The following is a 23,382-nucleotide window of genomic DNA, read 5'->3' as shown; positions in this document are numbered from 1 at the left end:
CTAGAATGGCCCTCGATGCTTACTAAAGAAGTTAAAATTGAAGTCATCCAAACTTACACCACTCATAAAGGTGATACCGGCTCTCCGGAAGTGCAGATTGCTTTGATTTCCAAGAGAATGGAAGAACTTTCCGAGCATTTAAAGATCCATAAGAAAGATAATCATTCTCGCCGAGGACTTCTGCAAATGGTTAGCAAACGTCGTCGTCTCCTCGCATATATTCAAACGAAAGACGAAAAACGCTATAAAGAACTGATTAAAAAATTGGGAATTAAAAAATAGGTTTAACCGTTTTTATTTATTACTCAAAGGGAGGTTTTGGCTAAATTAATCTAATTAACCCCAGTCAACCAAACGTGTTTGATTGAGACCAGTTAGAATAATTTACTCCAAGAACCTCTTCTTTGCCAAAATCTATGATGACCCATTCCGTTAAGAAAGAGACCGAATTCGCAGGTAAAAAACTCGTTTTGGAAGCCGGAGATCTGGCTTTCCAAACTAACATGGCCGTGCTGGCCCGCTACGGCGACACTGTCGTTTTAGCCACCGTGGTTTGCAACGAGCCCAAAATGGAAACCGATTTTTTTCCGCTTAAAGTTGACTTTGAGGAACGCTTGTACGCCGGTGGCTACATTAAAAACTCTCGGTTTCAAAAGCGTGAAGGCCGGCCTTCTGACGAAGCGATTATTACCGGTCGTTTAATCGACCATGCGGTGCGGCCCCGTTTCCCTAAAGACTTTTTAAATGATACTCATCTTGTGGTCACACCACTCTCCGTTGAACACGATGGTGACGTTGAAACTCTAGCTCTTTTAGCGGCTAGTACTGTCCTTCATGCTTCTAACGTGCCCTGGGCCGGTCCGCTGTCTACCGTGCGAGTGGGAATGATTAATGGTGAGTTTATTTTGAATCCCGGTGAGAACCAATTCGAAAAGTTAGATCTTAACCTCGTCATGACGTCATCGAGTGATAAGGTCGTCGCTATGGAAATGGGAGCGAACCTGGTTCCCGAGGAAAAGGTCCTCGCGGCCATTAAGTTTGGTTTTGAGGCCACCCAACCACTCCTAACGTTCGTTGACGACTTTGCCAAAGCTTGTAAGCAGAACATCATTAGTTACGTTTCACGAGATGTTGATCACGAAGTTTACGAGGCGGTTGAAGCTTTTGCTAAAAATGATGTGGTTAACATCATTTGTTCTACTTACTTAGACCGTGCCGACCAGACTTTGGCATTAGCCACTAAAGTTTACGAAAAGTTTGAGGGCAAGTTTTCCAAAGTGGAAATGAACAAAGCACTCGCAAAACTTGAGAAATATACCACTCGGAAATTAATTCTGGAAGAAAAACGTCGTCCAGACAGTCGGGCTTTTGACGAAATTCGGCCTCTGTCGATGTCAATCGGTATTCTGCCCCGAACTCACGGTTCAGCTTTGTTCACGAGGGGACTAACCCAAGGCTTAGTTGTGACTACACTCGGCAGCATGTCGCTGGAACAGACGATCGAAAACATGTATGGCGAAACTACTAAACGCTACATGCACCATTATAATGGTCCAGCTTTCTCTTTGGGCGAAATTGGGAAGAATAGCACACCAGGAAGGCGTGAAATTGGGCATGGGATGTTGGCGGAAAAGGCACTCCTTCCGGTCATTCCTTCTAAAGAAGAGTTTCCATACGCCATTCGAGTGGTTTCTGAAATCCTATCACAACAAGGATCTTCATCGATGGCGGCCACTTGCGGTTCCAGCTTGTCGCTAATGGATGCCGGGGTGCCTATTAAGGCTCCGGTTGCCGGGATTGCCATTGGGATAGTCTTTAATGAAGACGAAACCCAGTATCAAATCTTAACCGACATCGCCAACTTTGAGGACTTTTATGGCTTCATGGACTTTAAAATGACCGGGTCCAAAGAAGGCGTGACCGCGATTCAAATGGACATTAAATGCCACGGACTTACTTTACAGCAAATGTCCGAAATCATCGCGGCGTCACGAAAGGCCCGTTTGACTATTTTAGATAAAATGGCCGAAACGATTAGCGTCCCGCGAACTGAACTGTCGGCGCATGCTCCTCGCATTACGACCTTAAAAATTAAGACCGATCAAATTGGTCTGCTGATTGGGCCTGGTGGCAAAACTATCCGCGACATTATTGCCCGGACCGGAGCGACGATTGATGTTGAAGAAGACGGTAGTGTGTATGTAGCGGCCGTTGATGCGGTAGGTGGAGAACAGGCCATTAAAGAAATCTTGGCGATGACTCACGAAGCCACCATTGGCGAAGAGTTTGACGCTACGGTTAAAAAAGTGATGGACTTTGGGGCTTTTGTGGAATATTTGCCTGGTAAAGAAGGTTTAGTCCACGTCTCGGAACTCGCCTACGAGTACATTGATCGGATTGACGACAAGGTTAAAGTTGGCGACAAATTTAAGGTCAAGGTAGTCGGCGTGAATGATGAGGGTAAAATTAGCCTCTCTAAAAAGGCTTTAGAACCACGGCCTGAAGGGTATGTGGAGCAAGTTCGGGCCCCACGGCCGCCTCGACCATCCTTTGATCGCGGCCCTCGGCCGACTTTTAGACCGCGCAGTCAGGGCCATAATGATAGTGGGAAATCGCCTTATGCTGCCTCCTAAAATTAATCATCTTGTTGCTCAAGCTTTCGACACGGCTGCGTCAGCCGTGTCTCCTGAGTCTGGACGAGAACTTGTTAAAAAACTAGATTTAACCGTAGTCGAAGAATTTAATCACCCCTTTGAGCCGCAAGGCTTTACGCAGGTCTTCGTGTTGGCGGAGAGTCACTTAGCGATTCATGCCTGGCCGGAACTGGGTTACTTGCATTTTGATCTCGTCACCAGCTCTCCAGAGTCGATTAGCGCCGATACATTTAAGTCTGTCATTTCCGAAATCTATCAGCCTCAAACAATTAAAGTCTCAGTGGTTAATTACGAATAAAAACACTAATATTAAAGGGTGACTATCCGTCGGAAGTTAATCATTGGAATCATCGCAATCTTTAGTATCTTTGGAATTTATCTTCTTTATTTAAATTATTTCTCCGCTCCGGCAAACCCTCCAATTTTTGGAGTCACTTTTACGCCGCAGTATGCCACTTATTTGGGCTTAGACTGGAAAAAGGCCTACAAGGATGTCCTTGACGATCTCAAGGTTCGAAATCTAAGGCTAGTGGCGTATTGGGATCAGATCGAATTATCTCCAGGTCATTACGACTTTTCAGAACTGGATTACGAGGTCAAAGAAGCAAGTTCTCGCAATGCCACGATACTACTCGCCATGGGCAAGAAAGCGCCGCGCTGGCCGGAATGTTACCAACCAGCGTGGGGTGACCGGACATCTTTATTTAAAATGTACCAAGCGGTCGTTAATCGTTACAAAAATAATCCGCTAGTCATTGCTTGGCAGGTGGAAAATGAGCCTTTATTTAATTTTGGCAGTTGTGGGACATCAACCGCGGCCGATCTTAAGGTCGAGGCTGATTACGTGCGGTCACTCGACCCTACACGTCTAGTTGTTATCACGGATTCCGGAGAATGGGGTCCGTGGAGGCCTCTAAAAGGGTCAGCGGACATTTTAGGAATTAGTATTTATCGCCAGGCTTATAACCAGACTTTGGGTTACGTTAATTTAAAATTTCCGCTAGTTTACTACTATCTAAAAGGGTATTTAACAGGTTGGGTTCCAGAAAAAGTTTGGGCGACGGAACTGCAAATGGAGCCCTGGGGTCAAAATGGACTTACTGGCCTGTCAATCGCCGATCAAACAAAGATTTTAAGTATTGAGCAGTTTACTAAAAGTTTGCATTATATTTCGGCCAGCAATTATTCGCGGGTTTATTTGTGGGGAGTGGAGTGGTGGCTGTGGGCCAAATCACAAGGACACCCTGAATATTGGGAAGCTGTTAGGCATGTCATTCCGGCCCCTGAGCCGGAATCCAGTTACAATAACTAAAAACGATTCCGATCGTAGGGGCGGGGTTTTCCCGCCCGCAATTATTTAAGATTTTTGAGCGTATATAATTTAAGCATGTTTGATATTTCAGAAGCTATCACAAAAATTACTACAGAAAGTGCTGGTAAAGATTTATATATTATTGGTATCTCTGGTTTCGGTGGGTCCGGTAAAAGCACGCTTGCAAGGGAACTTGCAGACAGATTAGGTAATTGTAATATTGTTTCAATTGATTCCTTTAGTTCCCAATTTCCGTGGCGTAGAGATAGCGACTGGAGTAATTTTAATCGAAAAAGGCTAATCGAAGAAGTTATAGATCCTGCGAAGAAAAATATTTGGCCAATAATTTACGATAGTGCTTTTTGGCCAGGTGTAAAAGCTGAAATAACTATTTCTTTGGAAAAGAAGATGTTTCAAATAGTCGAAGGTTGTAGTATTTTCCACCCAGAAACAGTATCTTATTTTGATTTTAAAATTTGGATTAACTTATCACTTGAACTTGCCACCAAGTTTGGAAAAAATCGAGACTTGCTTAAAGATAACAACACAGAAATTGCAGATATATGGGACAATTTATTTATGCCCAATGACCGAGACTTTTTTAATAAGTATCGACCTGATGGTGCAGCAGATATTTTTATTGACAATAAAATTTAGATTCAATGCGGGCGCCAAAAAGGCGCCCCTACAGTTGTTTTGTTGTTACTGGATTCCGGGTCAAGCCCGGAATGACAAGGTTTATTACGCTAGATAGTCCCTGAGTTTTTTCGCACGACTAGGGTGCCGTAACTTGCGAAGAGCTTTAGCTTCAATCTGCCGAATTCTTTCCCGAGTGACCCCGAACTGCTTACCAACTTCTTCCAGCGTTCGGTTACGACCATCGTCAATCCCAAAGCGCAGCCGCAACACTTTCTTTTCCCGCTCACCCAGAGTGTCCAGCACTTCTTTTAATTGCTCTTTTAATAACTCAAAGCTAGCCGAAGCTTCCGGGGAAGACGACAAATCATCATCCGGGATAAATTCTTTTAAGCGGCTATCTTCTTCTTTACCAACCGGCGTTTCTAGAGAAGTTGGCTCCTGGTTGAGCATTTTAACGATTTCTTTAGCTCGGAATAACTCAAGACCGGCCGCTTTAGCAATTTCTTCCACTTTAGGTTCTCTTTCCAGTTTTTGAGATAGTTCCCGTTCGGCCCGGCGATATTTGTTGATCGTTTCAATCATGTGGACCGGAATTCGAATCGTTCGGGCTTGGTCGGCAATGGCCCGAGTAATGGCTTGACGAATCCACCAAGTTGCGTAAGTGCTAAATTTATAACCACGACGCCAGTCGAATTTTTGCACAGCTCTCATTAAGCCCAAATTACCCTCTTCAATTAAATCAAGGAAAACCATGCCGCGGTTCATGTATTTTTTAGCAATGGAGACGACTAGCCGCAAATTAGCCCGAATCAGATCATGGACGGCTTCCTGATCATTTTTTTCGACTCTTTTAGCCAAAGCGACTTCACCGGCTTTATCAATTAGAGGCACGCGGCCAATTTCCCGCAGGTACATCCGCACCGGGTCATTACTGACGGCTTTATCAAGTGGCGCTGCCGACTGGAGCTCTTTTTCGGAGAGAATTTCTTTTTTACTTTCTTTGCCCTTAGCACTTTCCAAGTCCTCAAAAACGTCAATCCCAAGGCTTATGAGCTTGGTATACATGGCGTCTAAGGTTTCGAGGTCGTCCTCGGCGGCCGGGAAAATCTTAAATATTTCTTCTTGGGTCACGTAGCCCTGTTTCTTGCCTTTGGTAATGAGCTTCTCTAACCCCGGAATTTTAGAAATATTCATAATGAGCCGATTTTATCATATATTTCCTTGCTCTCCAAACGCAATTCAGCCACTTTATCTTTGTCACTGGCTACTTCGGCGGTCTTGATTTTACCGCCCAGTTCCCGCAGCCGAGTATTAAGGGCCTCTTTTTTAAGATACTTTACCAAATCCAGCAGTATTTCCAATTTAAAGTCGCCACTATCCAGCAATAACAGGTTTTGCCAATAATCCGGTTCCAGGCTTTGGGTCACAAATTCCGTTATATCCATATCGGGTTCCAGCAGCAAGTGTTCTTTAAGGTATTCAAAACGGCTCTGATTATTTTCACTAAAGTCTTTTTTGGCAAGTTCATCAATAATCGGCAAAATATCGTTAATAGGGGCCTTGAGAAGCGTCGATAGGAGAAATTCTTCCCGACCAGCCACTCCGCGGCTAACACTGATTGCTTGGTGATCATCCTTAAAATCCCGATCAACTTTAACAGCGGTTGATTGTAAAGCGCGACTAATAACTTCCGGCAACACTTTAAGCACGTCGGCCGCTTTTTGAATGTAGTGAGCCTGTTCAATGATACTCGGGATTTCTTTAATGATCGGAAGTAGAAAATTACTAGCTTCTTTTTTGCCAACGGCCGAATTTAAATCAAATCTTTTAGCGGCACTAACGAAGTAAAAATCATAGGCGTTTAAAGCATCATTGACGGCTTTTTTAAAAATTTCCGGGTCATGACGGACGCATTCATCCGGATCCTTAAACTCTTTGGGCAAAATAATTAATTTAACGTTAAAGCCTTTTTCCTCGCAGAGGTTAATCGCCCTCCGCATGGCCATTTCACCAGCTTTGTCACCATCAAAACAGAGGGCCAAGTTTTTGGTATATCGTCCTAGCAGGTTGAGTTGTCCCAGTGTCAATGCCGTTCCGCCGCTAGCGACAATGTTTTTAAAACCGGCTTGAAAAGGCGTTAAAAAATCCATTTGGCCTTCCACAATGATAGCCAGGTCGCTTTTTTTAATTTCCAGACGCGCGGCATTTAAACCGAATAAAAAATTGCTCTTGCTAAAAACCGGCGACTCGGGTGAATTAACATACTTGGCTTCTTCACCCGGGAGCAGAGTCCGCCCGGTAAAGCCGATGACTTCGTTGCTTAAGTTAAAGAAGGGGATCATGACGCGGCCGCGGAAGCGATCATGCGCCCGGCCATTGTCACCGAGGATTGATAGGCCCACGCCAATAATTTCTTCCGGCCGTTTGCCTTTTTTGTTTAGAAAATCGGCTAGACTGTGCCAGGAATTGGGGGCATAACCGAGTTTAAACTCATTAATAGTTGTGTCGCTAACGTCACGTTTATGAAGGTACTCTAAGGCTTCCGCTCCGATTTTATGTTTGGTTAAAATAAAGTGAAAGAATTCGGCGGCTTGGCTGTTGATGGCGAGGTAACGGTCACGCTGCGATGACCGAGTTGCGTCCTCGGAACTTTTAAAGTTCTTAACTTCCACTCCCGTCTTTTGGCCTAAAATCTTTAAGGCTTCCGGAAAATCCACTCCTTCGACTTGCTGAATAAACTCAAACTGATCGCCGTGGGCGTCGCAACCGAAACATTTAAACATGCCAAGATCGGGGTTGACCATGAAAGATGGGGTCTTCTCGTTGTGAAAAGGGCATAAGCCCTTGTAATTTCGGCCGGATTTTTTTAGGGGGACGTAGGAAGAGACAAGATCAACAATTGAAATCTTCGATTTAATTTCTTTAATGGGTGATTCCTTCGTATCCATGGCCTCATTTTAGCAGATCAGTGCTAAAATACAGGTTACGCGGAGGGGTACCAAAGTGGTCACAATGGGCTAGTCTCGAAAACTAAGCGTCCCGCAAGGGGCACGTGGGTTCGAATCCCACCCCCTCCGCCACGTAAAGATCTAACGTGGCGCAGCCAAAAATAATTGTAGAGACACAGCATGCTGCGTCTCTACATGTAATTTTCGGTTACTGGATTCCGGGTCAAGCCCGGAATGACATAATTACGGAGGTGTTTACTCGATACAGCAATTAATGGCTCTGCGGACGAGGTCGCCGAGTTTGCCGGTGAAACCGGCAGATGGGGTGGGGTCGGATTTGCTAATGGCCGTTTCGTCAATTTTCTTTACTTCTGAGGGTTGAATCACTTTTAAATTAATCCCCCAAAACATGGAATACAGGTCGTAGGCTTTGCGAAATAGGTCGTAGGCCTCATCTTTATTACCTTTAGAAAGCTGCTTGGTACCAACTTCCATCAGCCGCATCGAGGAGGCCAGCAGATGTTTGCTGATGCACCATTCCTCTCCCTTAGGATTGGTCACAATCTTGGCTAGGAGCGACTTTCTGATTTCGCGAACCTCGTTTAAGAGGTCATAATAATTGGGTTGATTAGTTTTTTCGGCGGTAAAGAATAGATGTTCTTCTATACTTACCAGGTTCATGATGGCAATCGACAGATCCTCATCGGACGACAGGTCCAGAGGATTTTGCTTTTTAGCATCGTTTATTTTTTTAATTAAGGCGTCAATATTTTTATCTTCCATAGAATTTAGTGAATATATAAAATATACCACTTAAGATTATTAAGAGCGAGACGGGGACAGCGACCTTCTGAAAGGGGAAATATGATTTATCGCCATGTCGACTTTTAAGCCAAGCGTGGATTTTGGGTCCAACAATCAGTGCCATAGTCCCAAAGATAATTCCGAAAACTAATTTGTCGATTCCTAAAATCCTATTAAAAGGGTGGCCAATGATATCTTTTAGGTAGAGTGGGATGATGACGAGAAGGTAATATCCAAGAGTGATGACGATTCCGACGCCTTTAAAGACCCAGTGACGTTTCTTTAGAAAGTCTAGCGTGGTTACAATCATTGAAACGATTAGAGCTCCGACCCAGAGTCCGGTGATAGTATCGTCAACACCTAGATAGCGAGAGAGTCCAATGCCGGCGCCCACAGCCACGACGCAGACGGGGCAGATGGCGTAGGCTGGGGTCGAGATTGTTGAAAGTAGTGATATTAGAAATGACACAATAATATTGTCATTCCGGGCTTGACCCGGAATCCAGTAAATCGATCAAGTTATCTGTTCTCAGTTTTCTATTTTCAGATGTTGGTTTGTCAGTTGTCTGTTAATCAGTCAATTTGACCGACAAACTGAAAACTGGGCAACTAAATTCTGACAACCGACAACCGAGAACTGATAACTAAAATCGGAAGTTACTGGATTCCGGCTCCGGGGCCGGAATGACATGTTTTTTACAATTTGCTCTTAAAGAAATTAATTATATCAGTGTCTCCTTCAACACAGGCCGATCCCGTCCACAGGAATGGCACGCCCATGCCTTGAGTCGTGTCCAGCTTGCAAGTCTTGGCTTTGTCCAGCATTGTGGCGGCGTTGTCTTTATTCAGAAAAACTTCTTTGTGACTGTAACCTAATTTATTTTGAAGGTTGGGAACGGTAGCTACAAAATCATCAACGTTCTTGCAATGGGGGCAGCCGTCACCGTAGAAAAGGATCATCGCAGACGAGGAAGCTTCACTATTCTTTGACGGAGTGCTACTCCCTTTTGATCTCAATAAAAACCAGCCAGCGATAACTAAACCTAAAGCAATAACAAGTAAAATAGTAGTCTTTTTCATGTTTAGTCATTCTACCTGAAGGACATGAAAAAATCATTAAGTTTCGTTATAATATATAGATATGGATTTAGGTAGTGTTTATAAACGCGCTTGGCAAGCGGTTAAGAACAATAAAGTCCTGTGGGTAATTGGGGTCCTCGTCATGGCGGTGACCGGCGGGACTGGATTTTCCGGTGGTAATTTTAGTAATTTTGGTAAGTCACAGACCGGTTCTTCATCAGCGTCAGCGTCACTTAAGAATGTTGAATCAACATTTTCATCTTTAAGCAATATCATCTTAGGTTTGCTTAAACAGATTCCAATGACGACTTGGGTCTTTGTCGCTGTCGCCGTCGTCATCGCGATTGTGGTTGGTATCGCCGTCGCTTTATTAATTCGCAGTTTCGCGGTCGGGGCCCTAATTGGAGGCACCTATGAAGCACTTAACGGCACTAAAGTTGGTTTTCCGGAAATTTCTCATTGGGGTAAAAAAAGTTGGAAGAGTTTGGCGGCCCTGAGCTTTCTCCCGAAACTTCTGCTCCTCTTTGCTTTAGGGGCAATTGGGGGAATTGGGGCAATTCTAATTGTTTCACGACAGGCAACCTTCCTCGGATTTTTGGTTCTGATTTCGGGGATACTGGCTGTTGTGATCGGCGGTTTCTTTACTGGTGTGGCTAGTTTGTGGGGCGAACGCTTAATCGTTATTCATAATTTAGGCTGGTGGGCGGCCTTTAAAGAGGGTTTTAAAATGTTTTGGAAGAATTTGTCGTCGACCTTGCTGATTGGTCTTGTTAACACTTTACTGGGTTGTGGTCTGGGGTGCGTACTCGTACCAATTTCGACCGTAGTCATTTTGATTTTAATAGTTTTTAGTTTGATACCAGTCGTTGGTTGGCTACTGATACCGGTATTTGTGATTTTGGGACTGGCTCTTTTGACCATCGTGACGCTAGGGCTGGGCATCTTCACCGCTTTTAAATATGCTACTTGGTCAACGCTTTTTAAAGATTTGAAGGAACCTAAGGAGGTTAAATGATCAAAGCCACTTTTTGGGAACGGCTCTTGGCCCGAATAATTGACGCCTTACTTTTTGGCCTTATAAATATGGGGGCGTTTTATTTAGTTTTTCTAAATCAGCCAAATTTAGTAAAGCTCCTTACCAGCTCTCTAACTATTTTTGGAATTGTGATTCTTAACGATATCGGGTTAGTCCTGGTTTATCGGGTTTTATTTACGCATTTCTTTGGCGGCACTTTAGGAAAGCTTTTGGTGGGGATAGAAATTTGTGACATCGACAATAAACATCTGTCTTTAGCAACGTCACTGCTTCGTTATACAGTAGGGTATGTTCTGTCGGCCGCCCTTTTTTGCTTGGGCTTCTTTTGGACCTTGCGAAAGGAACGTTTGGCTTGGCACGATTTGTTAGTTGGTTCTTCAGTGGTTCGAAAACGCCCACTATGGCCGCTGGGAATTTTGGTGGTGCTGGTACTTTTAGTGACGAACGTTGGTGGTTGGTATGGGAGTTATCAAAGTTTAGTAAACAATCAAGTGTTAAGAGATGACTTGGGGAAATTAGTTCTAAAAATAGAAAGTACCTTTCCTGGAAAAAATCAAACACCGCAGTCGCCGTGGCTTACAAATCTGATTGCTTCCGAAGCGGCTGCTCCGGTGGCCAACCCACCAGCGGCACTGTTAAAATGCCTGTACAACGGTCAAACTGTGATTTATCAGCCGGCTCACTGTTGTGACGTTCCGAGCCGAGTTTATGATTTTAATGGAAAGATGATTTGTTCTCCTGATGGTGGTTTTACCGGCCAGGGGGATGGAAAATGTAGTAATTTTAATATGCTGAAGCAAAACTGCGAGGTGATTTGGCGAGATAGTCGGACATAAGGATCACAAGTCTTAAGAAACTAAAAAATCCCCCGAGTGGAGGATTTTCTTTTTTTTCTTAAGTTTAGTTTTACACCCGCCCTCCTCCGCTAAAGCTACGGAGGGCACTCAAAAACTCTAAGTTCAGTGCCTACTAAGGCACTTCACTAAGATTTTTTGGTGGAGACGGAGGGAGTTGAACCCTCGTCCTAAAGCTTTGACTCCCGTATCTACAAGCATAGATGATTTTTAGATAAAACTTACTCCTTTAAATCAACAAACAAAGTAAGCCAGTGGTGAATAATGCCTAAAAAGTTCTACTCACCGGTAGAACCCCCGATCCCAGATTTTATTACGCCCTTAAGCGATCACCTAGGAAAAATCACTCTTAAGAACGGTTCGAAAACTTAAGCATACACGTTAGCGTAGGCGTAAGCGGGAACAGTAGCTGTTTTGTCAGCAATTATGTTTTAAGTCAGTTTTACCAGTTAACTTGGCTGGGCTTGCAACAGGTAATCGACAGAATCTAGTCTAGACCCGTCGTCCCCATGTTTTTAAAGTGCCTGGGAACCATTATACGCCTTTTTTAGATGGTAGTCAAAAAACGTGGTGCGCTCGGCGCGATTCGAACGCGCAACCGTTAGCTCCGCAAGCTAATGCTCTATCCATTAAGCTACGAGCGCAGATCGGAATTTTTAATTTTTAATTCTTAATTTTTAATCAATATTTAAAAATCGATTGAAAATTTTAACCGGTTACTGGATTCCGGGTCAAGCCCGGAATGACAAAGTGGTTATACCCTCAAAAGCCTTATTTGTCGAGCGCGAGCATGGTTGAGAAGCGGTGGCTGATCTTCTCAAAGAAGGTGGGATTGCTTAAGCGTTCTTCAAAAGGCAAATGAGTTATTAGCACTTGCTTCACTTCTTCTAAGTCAATTTGCTGCAATATTAGCGTAAGTTGACCGGGGAACATGGCTTTAGTGTTAACTAAAAGCAAAGTATAGCCATCTTTATGTTTAAAGCCAAAGCTTTTTAAGTCGTCCCACAGGTAAATAGTGCCGTCATAGCTGATGCCGCGGTCATTAATTTCGTGATGAATTATCCCAGGCTCAACGTTAGCCAGGACGTAGTTGGCAAATAACACCGCAAATAGCACAGCAATGAGCGCAAATTGACCGGCCGCCAAAAAGACCAAGCAGGCAGCTAGTACTAAAATTCCAATTGTTGAGTAGTATTTTTTATTTAATTTCTTAAAAGGCCGACTGGGGGCCGACCACTTTAAGGCAGTTATTTCCAATTAAAATCACCTCCTGGTTTAGATTATACTTTTGAAATTTACAATTTAAAATAAACGTTCACTTTGTTCACTACCAATTTGTGGCAAATTGTTGAATTCAATTTTTAAGCATTTTCAACAATTATCGTCACGATAATTGGTAGCGAGCCGAGCGAGCGTATATTTCGAATTGCAAATTGAAAATTAGAATTCTGCACGTAAACTACGAGCCTAGCGAGCAAACAACTACAAGCCATATATGTCGCTAAAAGCAGTAATGACAAGCACAACAACCACTGTGGATAACTTCTTGAAAGTTATTGGAGATTTATTATTTCCAATTCGTTGTGGCGGTTGCGGGAAGAGGGGTCAGTTTGTTTGCGGCGATTGCCAGCGTGATCTTAAATTCTGCAGTGATAACGTATGTTTAAAATGCGACAAGGCCTCAGTAAAAGGTCACACGCATCGTCAATGCGCGACGCAATTTACACCGGAAAAATTCCTGTCGATTTATACTTACAAACGGCCGTTTTCGAAAATCCTCCAAAAGGCCAAATATTCGCCATACGCCTTTAATTCTCTTCAGGAATTACTGCCAATCGCCTGGTCGGAATTAGTCGATAAAGGAGTGTCATTCGGTCCTGAAACCATCGTTATCCCGATTCCTTTACATTGGCGACGGCGGATGATCCGTGGTTTTAATGTTTCGGAACTAATTGCCCGCTCTCTCGTTACATACTTTGGTTTAACTTTAGACGTCAAATCCCTATTGCGGATCAAGAATACTAAAACCCAAACCAGATTGAAGAGGGAAGAACGTCACCAAAATGTTAGCGGGGCTTTTAAAGTCCGGTCGCAGGTCACGTCAAAACTAGTCGACAAGGACATTCTTCTGATTGACGATGTCTGTACGACCGGGGCCACTTTCCTTTCCGCCGCGAAAGCTTTAAAAGAAGCCGGTTGCGGGCAAGTGTGGTGTTTATCGCTAGCCAAAGATTGACGCCAGACGCCGATCTAAACGCCTTAGATAAAGATTTACAAAGCCTCAAAGTTCCTCTGTAGATAATTTACAATTTCAAATTTCAAATTTAGAATTTCAAATTCATTTACTGTTACTGGATTCTGAATCAAGTTCAGAATGACGGATGATCGGTGACAATTTGCTCTATTTACACTAAACTACTCACATATGCCACCACCCAAAAAGAAGCGAGGCCCAGGCCGGAGTTTTAAAAAAGTTCCCCCAAAAGGTAGAAAACCGATTGCTCGAGGCTACGTAAAAGAATGGGAGCCTTATGAGTACGGGGGTGGACTTTTAGACGAGGGCGATTTTGACGCTTTTATAGACGATTTAAATATTGGTACTTATCCGGCTAAAGTTTATAAAAATTTAGGTGCAGATATAAACCGCTTCTTGAGCGCTCGCTATAACCCTGAAGGTGATCGTGAGAAGGATATTGATGTAGAAACTACTAAACAAGAACTCAGGGACCTCCCAGGAGCTGCGGGCACCCCACTCTCCCTAAATTTAAAAGATTGGTTAGATGACCCTGAGAAAGTTTTAGAAAAAACTGCAGATAATTGGTGGAAAGCAGTAGTTAACACGGAAGATCTAGAAGCAGTTGCAGAGCTGGAGTATTTTTGGCAGCCTTTAGTTAAAGGTGAGAATCACGGTATCGGTGGTAAAGGTTTAGTTGTAGAAGATCCTGTTACTGGGGCTATCAGCTCTTCAGCTTCTGTAATAGTTAACGGAACCGACATGTACAAGAAAGTGGCTAACGATATTCAGAAATGGGGAATAACTCGCGGTAGTCGCCCTAGCCGTTTAAAGAATTACCAAGATCTTCAAGTTGATTTATTGGATTCTATTAACGCCCAAATAAATGCGGCTAATTTAACCAGCATGTTAGCCTCTCCTAATCCGGCTGTTCAAGCGGCTGCATTGCGTTGGCAGAATCTTCAAGGGTCAGCAATAGAGGTAGCGGATAAAGTAGATCCTTTTGCTGTGGCTCCACCAACTCAGACGGTTACGTATTCTTATACAGACACAAGCGGTGTAGTACAAACCGGTTATACCGATTCCGGTGGTGTTTTTCATCCTTTTAGTGGGGATATTCAAGGAAGAAAGTGGGACAACTTAAGATTTGACATAAGTACCAAAGGGAAAATACAAGATAGGTTTAATAAAGGGCTAAGTAGCATGAGTCCCGCGACTGCTGGGTTAGGTGTCCTAGCGGTTCCGTTTGTACCCCAACCACTGGTTATTGGGGCGGCCGCCGCGGCCAGTATGACCAACCCTGACCTTAAAGCGGCGAGAGATAAATTCTGGGAAAAAGAGAAAGAGTATCAGGAGATGTATAAAAATGTTGATCAAACGTGGAAGGATGTGTTGAAGGGTGGTACGCAATATTTGACTGATCTAGGCTTGTCTGCAACTGAAGCAACTCGGATGGTGACTTGGGTGAAGTTAGTTAATTATCGTGAAACTCAAAGTACCGCGACAGACTTTTTAGAAGCAGTTGATTCAAAATCTTTTTTTAAGTTTTTTGTTTGGGGTACCAGGGTCGCCAAATATATTCCTGGCATTTCCCAATACGCCAAGTACTTAAGCCCAGCAGACTACGTTAGTTTTGCAATGAAGAAGGTAAAAACATTCGGGTTGCTAAATGGATTTGATGACACAGATATAACCGGTTGGCAGCCATTCTACAAATTAACTAAAGCAGTTGCGGATCATCCCAAATTAGCGAATGTTGTAAATAGGTTATCATTTGGTTTAATTGACACCGAGAATTTTGGATACATACATGTAATTGATAAATTCGACGCTTTCGGAGCCTCTACCTGGGATCCCGTCAAAAAAGAATATAAAGATGTCGCTAAGAGAACAATTAAGCTAACTGCCGGTAAAGTAAGTAGCGCTTTAGGTTTTGCTGACACCGATTGGAAAGTAGTTAACTTCTTACAGAAAGCAGCCTCTATAATTGATCCTTCTACTAATCTTCCATTAGTAAGTGCCGCAGAAATCAATGGAATTCTTTCAGGGGCTCCAGGGAGTATTGATGTTCTTCAGGCTGTTATTGGTCGGTCTGTTAGTCAAGCTCCTGGGATGACTCGTGATGTGGCCGGTCTTACAGCGGGGGAATTAGCTACCTTTTTAGCTAAAAACCCGCAAATTAAGGCATTTCTAACTAGCCACGGTATTATTGATGCTACTGGCAGCGTTTCTGATTTAACCAAATTCGCTAAATTTTGGGAAGATATCGATTCTCATGGATTGGCTAAGAAATATATTGGGGCCGTATCTTCAGTCGGTAAAAATTTAGATCATCTTCAAAGCGTGGCCTTCGAGGCGCTCTTTAAAAGAGTTCCGTGGCTGAAGGGTCCCATCAATTTTTTTAGAGGTGGCTGGGTAAAATCAGCTGCGGCGGATCCTAAGGCTTGGGCTTTACTGTTAAAGACAAGACTTATTTCTTCTGGGGCCAAAATGGCACTTAAGCTAGGTCTTAAAGGTGCACTTAAAGTGGCTTTAAAAGCAGTTTTGGGGGCTATATTAGGCGGAATCGAAGCGTTATCTAATGCCCTTCCTGTTTTAGGTCCAATTATCACCGCTGTTTTGGCGTGGATTGGCCAAAAACTTTTAGGGAAGATTTGGAGTGCGATTAAGGGGCCGGTGTCAAAAGCGGCAGCTTTTTATTGGCGACCTTTTAAAATGACCGTATTTACCGATTACGGCTTCATGAGTTCCGGGGAAAATATAAAAGTGGTTAGTTGTGGTTGTTGCGCGGTGGGATGTCTATTCCCACTACTACTTTTTGGCGCGATGGGGGTAATTGGCGGGGCGAATTTTAACGCTCACGGCGGGGCGGATGCGGGGGCGGCGTCACCTAATCTAAAAGTAGAGATGTCGGTGGACCGCCCAATTATAACTTTAAACTCCAGTCCCGCTGTTGTTTACACCATAAAGGTGACTAATATCAGTAGCAGCGAACTTATCGGTTTAAACGTTAATTACAATTATCAACCAGGCCATGGCGTTAGCTACGGTTCCTGTACGCCCAGTGGCACCGAATCCGGCGGGAATATTTCTTTTGGGTCCGGGACTCTGGCCGCAGGAGCCAGCATCACCTATACTTGTAATATGACAGTGTACACGACCACTAGTCGTTTTATTGTTGCTACGGTGACGGCCACCGGCACAATTTCGGGGGCGAGTGTGAGTAACAGCGCCACCGCCGTTATAAAAGTGGGGACGCCGGCGGAAATAGCGCCATGTGGCTTGCCTGATGGGGCAGCCTCTGTCACTTTTGGCTGTTCCTGGCATCAGGGTAGTGAGGGGTTGCTGGCCGTCGACTTACCTTACGGCGATGGCACAGAGATCCACGCTTTAATCGCGGGAAATGCTTGTCGTTACGCCGTTTCCACCGAAAACAATAACAATTTACCTTACGGTGTGTATATTGATATTACCGGTGATGGCGGTTACCGCACTCGTTACGCCCACCTTCAACCGATTGCCGGTGATTCCGGTAGCGGCTATATGCCCGGAAAGCCAACGGGTTCTTGTTGGCATGTGGGAATTGGCGGCATTGTTGGTAAAACCGGATCAACCGGTTATTCCACGGGGTACCATTTACATTATGAAATCTTTGATCCGAGTGGTAGCCGCGTCTGCCCGGAAACTTATGTTAATTCGACGGCTGCGGTTTGTAGTGGAGGTTCTTAATGGATAAATATATTGCCGCTTTTAAAGAGTTTTATGCGAATAATAAAATCCTGGCCATTGCCATTATTAGCGCTGTCGGGATTGGTTTAATCATCTTTTTGTTGGCCTCGCGCAGCTCGGCACCAACGACCCCGGCAACTTCAACTACCGTGCCTAGCGAGCCTGTTAGCCAAACTTTCGGCTCGCTGCCGGTCATTTCTTTACCACCGAGCCCGATTCCGGGAGCCACTCCTTCAGCCATGCAGAGCTTTATTGATACAGCGACTTTAAAGTTTCCAGCGACCGCTCGAGTCTATCGCTTTGGGCAAACAGCTGTTTTAACCCCGTCCACCCTAGACAAATTGGCGGTCAAATTAGGTTTTACGGTTAAGTCAAAACCGACTTTTGGGGGTCAGACGTGGCAGGAAAAAGGCAATTATCTATTTTACGATTCCGTAAGCGATGGCTTTATTTTTAACTTGGCGCAGCCTCGCGATATCGCGTCATTTGGCGGGGAGGCTTCTTCAAAGACCGAAGTGCTGCAGAATCTATTAAAATCACTGGATTTAAATTATCCTGATTTAAGTTTCGACCAGCCTTTAAATACGCCAACCGGCGATTTTAATGTGCTGCGAATCGTTAATAATGTGCCGGTAACCAGTTTGCCTGGTGACGAAACCCTGATAACTTTTGGTTGGCAAAATGACGGTCTAATTTCCGGTAAGTTTTACTATCATTTGCTGCAAAATGGTGACGGTAGTTTTGGGGTTTATCCTTTAAAGACGATCGAAACGGCTTTGGAAGACTTAAAGGCTGGACGGGCGACTCTCGCGACTTTGGGAATTGTAGGAGATAGTTTGGCGATGGTGGCGGGAATTAATGCCGCCAGTTTCACTGACGTTAAACTTGAGTATCTGGAAACTCGTAAGGGAGGTACGTATTTGGAACCGGTATATGCGTTTAGTGGGACGGTGACGTTGGCGGATGGGCGGTCGACGACGGCTGTATATTTCGTCAAGGCGTTGCAATAAAAGCGGAATCATCGAGGACGACCCATGGGTCGTCCCTACAAATCTAAAGGAGGCCTCCTGACGATAAGTGTAGGGACGAGGCATGCCTCGTCCTCAACGATTAACGCATTTCTGATTTATCTGTGAGGAAACTTTGTCCCGGTGGGGTTAAATACGTCTGCACTTTGGTGTAGTCCGACTTAATTGGCGTGTTGTGGCTTAAGTGGTTGTTATCGCCGGCTGGTTCCTCGGCAAAGATACTGGAAAATTCATCTTGAGGTGGGCGAAATAACTGATTAAAACCGGACTGAACGCCGGTATTGGTAGCACTGCTATTGATGGCTCCGTAATTGCCCCCAGCGTTATAAAAATAAACATAGTATTTACGAGTGTCTTGGACGAGGATTTTGGCAATACACTCGGCGACGGAGTTGCAGTTACTAAGGGCACTTTGAAGCCAGGCCCATAGGTTTCCGGTAATTGATTGAACAGTGTGAATAGCCGGGTCGATTTTACAAACACCAGCAATGCAGTGGTCTTCCGGTTTAAAAATCCGGCCGGCCGGGGTATAGACGCCGGGGCACATCACTTTGGTGGCTGCTTGACTATGTTCACTTTTGGTCACACCATCAATCGAGGCAAAGGCGTTGGCTGTTACTTCGGCGGCGTTATCAACGCAAGTATCTCTTTTGGCTTCACTCGGCCGACCGAAAATCTTAGCCGTCACGCTCACTCCTTGGCCTTTAGCAACTTTAAAGGGTGATAGTTTTAGCGTCTCGGAACTTACACACATGGCACTTTGGCTATTTCCCCAGTTAACGATCGAGCCGTCAAAGCTGGTATAGGCTCCAGGAACGATCGACTGCGTGTCACCGGTACTCGTCGATAATTCGGTCACAAACTCTTCAAAAGGGCAACTGACCCTATTACTCGCGTCGTAGGGGTTGGGAGGTGTCACGCACAGATCCCAATAAACGTTATAACTATCAGTGTCTTCGATCCTTGGTCGCAGAATCAGTGACATCTTGGGAATTCCGCTGTCGGGTTGGTCCAAAAAATAGTGAGCGGCGGCCCCTTGGCTGGAATTTACTTCTTCAACTCTGGTTGGCGACAGCGGTAGATGAATTAAATAATCATTGAGGGGCTGTGTGGCCTTATCGGCCAGGGTGAAATCCTTACTAATTTGCCCTTCAATGCCCTGGCTCTCAATATAAAACCAATTAGTAGTGCCTTCTTCGCAGGCGGTTATATATTCCGTGGCCTTACTCATGCCTTGCGCAGAGCTGTTGACGGTGGGATTCATTGGCGGCTGCAACACAAAGCGCATGTCTTCATATTTTTGGGAGAGACTGGCGGCTTTGGGAGTTGAGTATTTATCTTGAGCCACGGTAATTTCTCGGGTTAACTTTTCTTCGGCTGACTTTCTAATATCTTCTTCAGACATACCAAAGCTGGCCGGTACTGAAACTTCAAAATATTGGGAAGGGCTTTTAGCGGCCCCAGCACCAGTGGTAGGCACCACTTCACCGCAGCTTATCGTCTCCGCATTTGTAGGGGTGGTGTTAATAAGGGTGATAAAGGCGGTAAGGGTGATAAGGGCTATTATTTTGGCGGTAGTTGTGGCTGGTTTCACGAGGTTATTTTAGCATAGTAGCGCCCTAACTGCCTAAAGTCCGGTAATATTCACAAACTTTTTTACAAATCCGCCATAAGTACAGTTAGCAAGGCGCGGATAATAACCACCACTGGTTTCACAGGCTGAGCTATCCGCTCCAAAGTAGCGAGCAGCAGCTACACAGGCATCATCGATCGTCCACACGTGTGTACCATCGACACCCATCTTAGCCTTTAAAACTTTAGCAGCGGCGATGGCGGACTGGGCTGGGTTGCAGAGGTCAAAATTTCCGGGGGGATCAAAAGCGCTTCTAGATTCTAAGCACACCGCTTCTTTAATGCTGTCATTATTGTAATCACAGCACCAAGCGCTGCACTCACTACAATCCACATTTTGATAGCCGCTAGTGATTTGAAACCAGCCGCGAGCACTACAAACAGAAGTAACGCAGACGGGGGCGGTCCCGTTGGCGGAGATTAGAGCGTCGTTACCGCTTTCGACGGTCAAAATAGCTGTTAATAAACTCACTGGAACGCCCTCGGCTGCTGCGGCTTGGGCTAATATATTTTGGGTGTAGGTCGAACGCTGGGAAATGGCCACGTCATTGCCTCCGGTGCAAGCTGGAACGCTGAAGCCAACGTTGGCGCCGGGAACAACTGGTCCTGGTAGCGGTGGAGTATCGGGAGGTGGAATGCTCCCGTCAGTTGGCATCGCCTCGTTGACAGTTTGGGGCATATCGGGGCAGGTTGCCTCTTGACCGGGAGGGCAGAGGGCATTTTTCTGCAGATACTTCAAAGGCGACAGGGTCTGTTGGCTGCCTTTAATCGAAGCGTCGGTGGCGGGGCTGTTACCGTTTATATTAGTATTTAATCCGGCTTTGGCGTCAACATCCTTTTCGCTTAAAGCGGCGATTTTGTTATCTTGTCCAGGCGCGTAGAAGAGATTAAAAAGACCATCCTTAGGGCTGGCGGCTTGCGTGTCTATGCCTTGAGTATATGAAGCCTCCGGGTACGGATAAACTTTAACCTCTAGAGGTTGGGTGTAGGAGTAACCGCTCATTAGGGACGGCATAGTGGTTATATAGCAGACGATTTTCGCAATCTTCACACATAAGTTTTCATCGTCAGAAGCGTTGGTACTGGAAACGGTAATTAAGCCGGACTGCGTGGAAGTCGATTCGGGCTGCGAAACATCTCTAGGCTCGGGTTTACCGACGCTGCTGCACTCCATATGAAAACTTGAGGAGTTAGCACCGTCGCATCCGCTATTACCACTGATACTGCAATTATTGGTTGGTTTATTAGGACCAACATAAGTAAAACTCGCGCAAGTTGGGTTTGCCGAATCGAGGCTACAACCGGTATGGGTAGTAGTATTACAACTCGCCAAACGATTACAATTATCTACCCCAGTCCCCTGCACAGCCACACAGGCGTTACCTACACAGTCAAGATGTCGCTTGTCGTCTTTACATTGGGAATTAGTTAAACAAGTATTAGTACCGGCGCCGTTTACTAACTCACAGATACCGGTGCCGTTATTACATGCTAGGTGCTTAGCGCTACAGTCGGCGTCATTATTTTTAGGATCACAGGAATTTGTACCAACTCCAGCGACTTTCTGACAAGCAAAGTTAGTGTCACTATAAAAAGTGACAGTTTTATAAATATCACCACTGACACCAGAAGTAGCTGAAATAGTTCCGGAGTTTATTGCAGTCACGCTAACGTGATAATCAAGTTCAGTAGTGACGCCATTTGCGGGGACGATCAGGCCATTCCAGTAAATAGTGTTTCCGTAAACGGCAATTTGAGGACTATTTTGGCTTCCCGCGGCATTGGAGGTGGTAATTGTTACCGGGAGCGATCTTTCGCTAGTGACCAGAACTTGGCTGTAAACATTAAGGGTGGCATCCCTTTTACTATTGTTGGTAACGAAAACCTTAATTATTTTGTCGACCGGTTTGGCGGCCGGATCCACCTGAATCCAATTGAAGTCCGTGGACTGGGTGATGATTAGATTATCAGAAGCGCCTTGACCTTTGGGGCCATTACAAATATCTTCCGCTGTCTTTTGACAGGACGCTGCGGAATCAGGATTTACGTCACCCCAAGTAGTAGTAGGAGTGAGTTGATGAATCCAATTGTCAAAAACAGCACTGATTTTAGCGGAAGCGTCGTTAAAAAATTTGGCAATCGCCGTCACATGACAGTCTCCACCAATACACACGCTCTGACTGGTATTGTTGACGACTGTTGAGTTGACGCCATTACAGAAGGCCACGTGAGGGGTAGTCGAATAACCGCTGTATGCCAATTGATTATTGGGGTCGAGATAAACGGCACTATCGAGCTGCGCATTATTCTGACAAACGTTTTCGTCAATCGGCGTGCCAATGAGTTTGACGGAAAGCGGGTAGCTGCTGCCTGGGGTTGCTGTCACTTTAAGAGGATGGGTGTCGAAATCGCCGGTGGTAAAGCAAGTGAAGTCATCGCCGGTGTTCTTGCCCCAAGCATCGTTAGGAATTTCGGCGACCAGACTTTTCGCACCGCTAACATCGGTGTGCTCGATGTCAGTAATAAAATTACTAAGTTGGCATGAAATATTTTTTTTGACTGTGTCCACAGGTCCCTTTTTGGCGCATAGTTTCCAGTAAATTAAATAATCGCTTTCGGCAATTTTTCGAGAGGCTAACTGAAAGCTAAGTTTTGGAAAGGGAAGAAGGTCGGAGGTAGTATTGTCATTAAAAACCGGCGTTTCCTTTTTAAGCTCTTTAATGATTGGATCGTCACCCGGCACTTGGGTCAAATAATTTTGCAGGTAAAAAGAGGCGGCGGCTTCTTTACGATACGAGGGTAGGACTTTGCCCTGAGGAGCTGGGACGTCTTTAGCCATTGAAAACCAGACCGGTCCCACCTCGGGCACGTTGGTGCAGGCGGCGTAGTAAATCTTGGAAGTGCCCACTGTATTAAGAGCGGTTTGGCCGGTAATATTGTTGACTTTGTTGGGAGTAATATCACTAGGCGGTCGCAGTAACGTCCAAGTAGTATCGCCCTGAAAATTGGCTTGACTAAGAACGCTGGGATTGGTCATGGCACCTGGGATTAAGGAAACATTCTCGATTTGGCTTTTTAGTTGGGCCACGATTTTAGCCAGGACTGCCGGATCATTGGCCGCCGGGCAGTTAGTGCCAACATCCATATGCGTGGCATCGTTGCCTTCAAGAACGGAAGCGACGGGCCAGTTAGGAGCGGCGCAGTAGAAATCGGTGATTTTCATGTTCAATAGAACATTAAAGCTGGTAGAATTGCCTCGAGTAACGCCCCCAAAGGTGGGATCTTCGTTGGTGAAGCAGGCCACGGGATCCGGAGCAGCGGCAAAGGCGGGGGTTGGTTTTAGAATAATAATTGCAATTAATAATAATGAAAATTCCAATATTATCGACACTCGCTTGGGCATGAGGTAAGTATAAACTAATTAATTATCAAT

General features: G+C 45.0%; 18 protein-coding genes, 2 tRNA genes and 1 other RNA gene. 11 read left to right on the top strand and 10 right to left on the bottom strand.

The features are described from left to right. Nucleotides 1-15 precede the first annotated feature (15 nt). The 5 genes from rpsO (at nt 16) to NT141_02150 (ending at nt 4,623) form a co-directional block, all read left to right on the top strand. Nucleotides 16-282 (top strand): 30S ribosomal protein S15, encoded by a 267-nt coding sequence (gene rpsO / locus NT141_02170; protein ID MCX6783849.1) that lies wholly within the window; start codon nt 16-18, stop codon nt 280-282. A gap of 134 nt (nt 283-416) precedes the next feature. Next, on the top strand, nt 417-2,633 hold the full coding sequence (locus tag NT141_02165; protein ID MCX6783848.1) for a polyribonucleotide nucleotidyltransferase: 2,217 nt from the start codon (nt 417-419) through the stop codon (nt 2,631-2,633). After that, nucleotides 2,620-2,952, top strand: coding sequence for an S-adenosylmethionine decarboxylase (locus tag NT141_02160; protein MCX6783847.1), 333 nt, complete (start codon nt 2,620-2,622; stop codon nt 2,950-2,952). Before NT141_02165 ends, NT141_02160 begins: the two co-directional genes overlap by 14 nt. Before the next feature lie 18 nt (nt 2,953-2,970). Further along, complete coding sequence (locus NT141_02155) at nt 2,971-3,966, top strand: cellulase family glycosylhydrolase (protein ID MCX6783846.1); 996 nt, start codon at nt 2,971-2,973, stop codon at nt 3,964-3,966. Between the two features lie 75 nt (nt 3,967-4,041). Continuing rightward, nucleotides 4,042-4,623: a hypothetical protein gene (locus NT141_02150; GenBank protein ID MCX6783845.1), complete on the top strand. Its 582-nt coding sequence runs from the start codon at nt 4,042-4,044 to the stop codon at nt 4,621-4,623. Nucleotides 4,624-4,707: 84 nt separating this feature from the next. Here NT141_02150 and rpoD read toward each other — a convergent pair whose 3' ends face one another. Next, complete coding sequence (gene rpoD, locus NT141_02145; GenBank protein ID MCX6783844.1) at nt 4,708-5,799, bottom strand: RNA polymerase sigma factor RpoD; 1,092 nt, start codon at nt 5,797-5,799, stop codon at nt 4,708-4,710. Further along, nucleotides 5,796-7,553, bottom strand: coding sequence for a DNA primase (dnaG, locus tag NT141_02140; protein ID MCX6783843.1), 1,758 nt, complete (start codon nt 7,551-7,553; stop codon nt 5,796-5,798). The genes rpoD and dnaG overlap by 4 nt, the downstream gene beginning before the upstream one ends. A gap of 41 nt (nt 7,554-7,594) precedes the next feature. Here dnaG and NT141_02135 point away from each other — a divergent pair. Beyond that, nucleotides 7,595-7,685, top strand: a tRNA-Ser gene (locus tag NT141_02135). 123 nt (nt 7,686-7,808) lie between these two features. On the opposite strand, the gene NT141_02130 is transcribed toward NT141_02135, so the two are convergent. From NT141_02130 to NT141_02120, 3 genes are all read right to left on the bottom strand, one after another. Then, the gene (locus tag NT141_02130; GenBank protein ID MCX6783842.1) at nt 7,809-8,336 is read right to left on the bottom strand and encodes a hypothetical protein; all 528 of its coding nucleotides are present in this window, start codon (nt 8,334-8,336) and stop codon (nt 7,809-7,811) included. After that, on the bottom strand, nt 8,326-8,826 hold the full coding sequence (locus NT141_02125) for a hypothetical protein (GenBank protein ID MCX6783841.1): 501 nt from the start codon (nt 8,824-8,826) through the stop codon (nt 8,326-8,328). Before NT141_02125 ends, NT141_02130 begins: the two co-directional genes overlap by 11 nt. 227 nt (nt 8,827-9,053) lie before the next feature. Continuing rightward, nucleotides 9,054-9,437 carry a hypothetical protein gene (locus NT141_02120; GenBank protein MCX6783840.1) on the bottom strand — a complete coding sequence of 128 codons (384 nt, stop codon included), beginning with the start codon at nt 9,435-9,437 and terminating at the stop codon, nt 9,054-9,056. A gap of 61 nt (nt 9,438-9,498) precedes the next feature. On the opposite strand from NT141_02120, the gene NT141_02115 reads away from it, so the two are divergent. Beyond that, complete coding sequence (locus NT141_02115) at nt 9,499-10,452, top strand: hypothetical protein (protein MCX6783839.1); 954 nt, start codon at nt 9,499-9,501, stop codon at nt 10,450-10,452. Then, nucleotides 10,449-11,309, top strand: coding sequence for an RDD family protein (locus NT141_02110; protein ID MCX6783838.1), 861 nt, complete (start codon nt 10,449-10,451; stop codon nt 11,307-11,309). The genes NT141_02115 and NT141_02110 overlap by 4 nt, the downstream gene beginning before the upstream one ends. Before the next feature lie 157 nt (nt 11,310-11,466). On the opposite strand, the gene ssrA is transcribed toward NT141_02110, so the two are convergent. The 3 genes from ssrA to NT141_02095 form a co-directional block, all read right to left on the bottom strand. Then, nucleotides 11,467-11,836, bottom strand: a transfer-messenger RNA (tmRNA) gene (gene ssrA / locus NT141_02105). Between the two features lie 59 nt (nt 11,837-11,895). Continuing rightward, nucleotides 11,896-11,971 (bottom strand) — tRNA-Arg (locus tag NT141_02100). A 127-nt stretch (nt 11,972-12,098) separates the two neighbouring features. Then, nucleotides 12,099-12,584 (bottom strand): hypothetical protein, encoded by a 486-nt coding sequence (locus NT141_02095; protein MCX6783837.1) that lies wholly within the window; start codon nt 12,582-12,584, stop codon nt 12,099-12,101. 238 nt (nt 12,585-12,822) lie between these two features. On the opposite strand from NT141_02095, the gene NT141_02090 reads away from it, so the two are divergent. From NT141_02090 to NT141_02080, 3 genes are all read left to right on the top strand, one after another. Then, nucleotides 12,823-13,563 (top strand): double zinc ribbon domain-containing protein, encoded by a 741-nt coding sequence (locus tag NT141_02090; protein ID MCX6783836.1) that lies wholly within the window; start codon nt 12,823-12,825, stop codon nt 13,561-13,563. A 189-nt stretch (nt 13,564-13,752) separates the two neighbouring features. Continuing rightward, a complete protein-coding gene (locus tag NT141_02085; GenBank protein MCX6783835.1) occupies nt 13,753-17,289 on the top strand; it encodes a peptidoglycan DD-metalloendopeptidase family protein in 3,537 nt (1,178 codons plus the stop codon). Then, nucleotides 17,289-18,299, top strand: coding sequence for a hypothetical protein (locus NT141_02080; protein MCX6783834.1), 1,011 nt, complete (start codon nt 17,289-17,291; stop codon nt 18,297-18,299). Before NT141_02085 ends, NT141_02080 begins: the two co-directional genes overlap by 1 nt. Before the next feature lie 100 nt (nt 18,300-18,399). On the opposite strand, the gene NT141_02075 is transcribed toward NT141_02080, so the two are convergent. Both NT141_02075 and NT141_02070 read right to left on the bottom strand, forming a co-directional pair. Then, the gene (locus NT141_02075) at nt 18,400-19,911 is read right to left on the bottom strand and encodes a hypothetical protein (protein ID MCX6783833.1); all 1,512 of its coding nucleotides are present in this window, start codon (nt 19,909-19,911) and stop codon (nt 18,400-18,402) included. Between the two features lie 33 nt (nt 19,912-19,944). Beyond that, the gene (locus tag NT141_02070; protein ID MCX6783832.1) at nt 19,945-23,352 is read right to left on the bottom strand and encodes a hypothetical protein; all 3,408 of its coding nucleotides are present in this window, start codon (nt 23,350-23,352) and stop codon (nt 19,945-19,947) included. Nucleotides 23,353-23,382: the final 30 nt, after the last annotated feature.

The organism is candidate division WWE3 bacterium, from assembly GCA_026396615.1.
Taxonomy (GTDB): domain Bacteria; phylum Patescibacteriota; class WWE3; order JAPLWK01; family JAPLWK01; genus JAPLWK01.
Note: the sequence above shows the minus strand (reverse complement) of the source record. Positions and strands in the feature narration are given on the sequence as shown.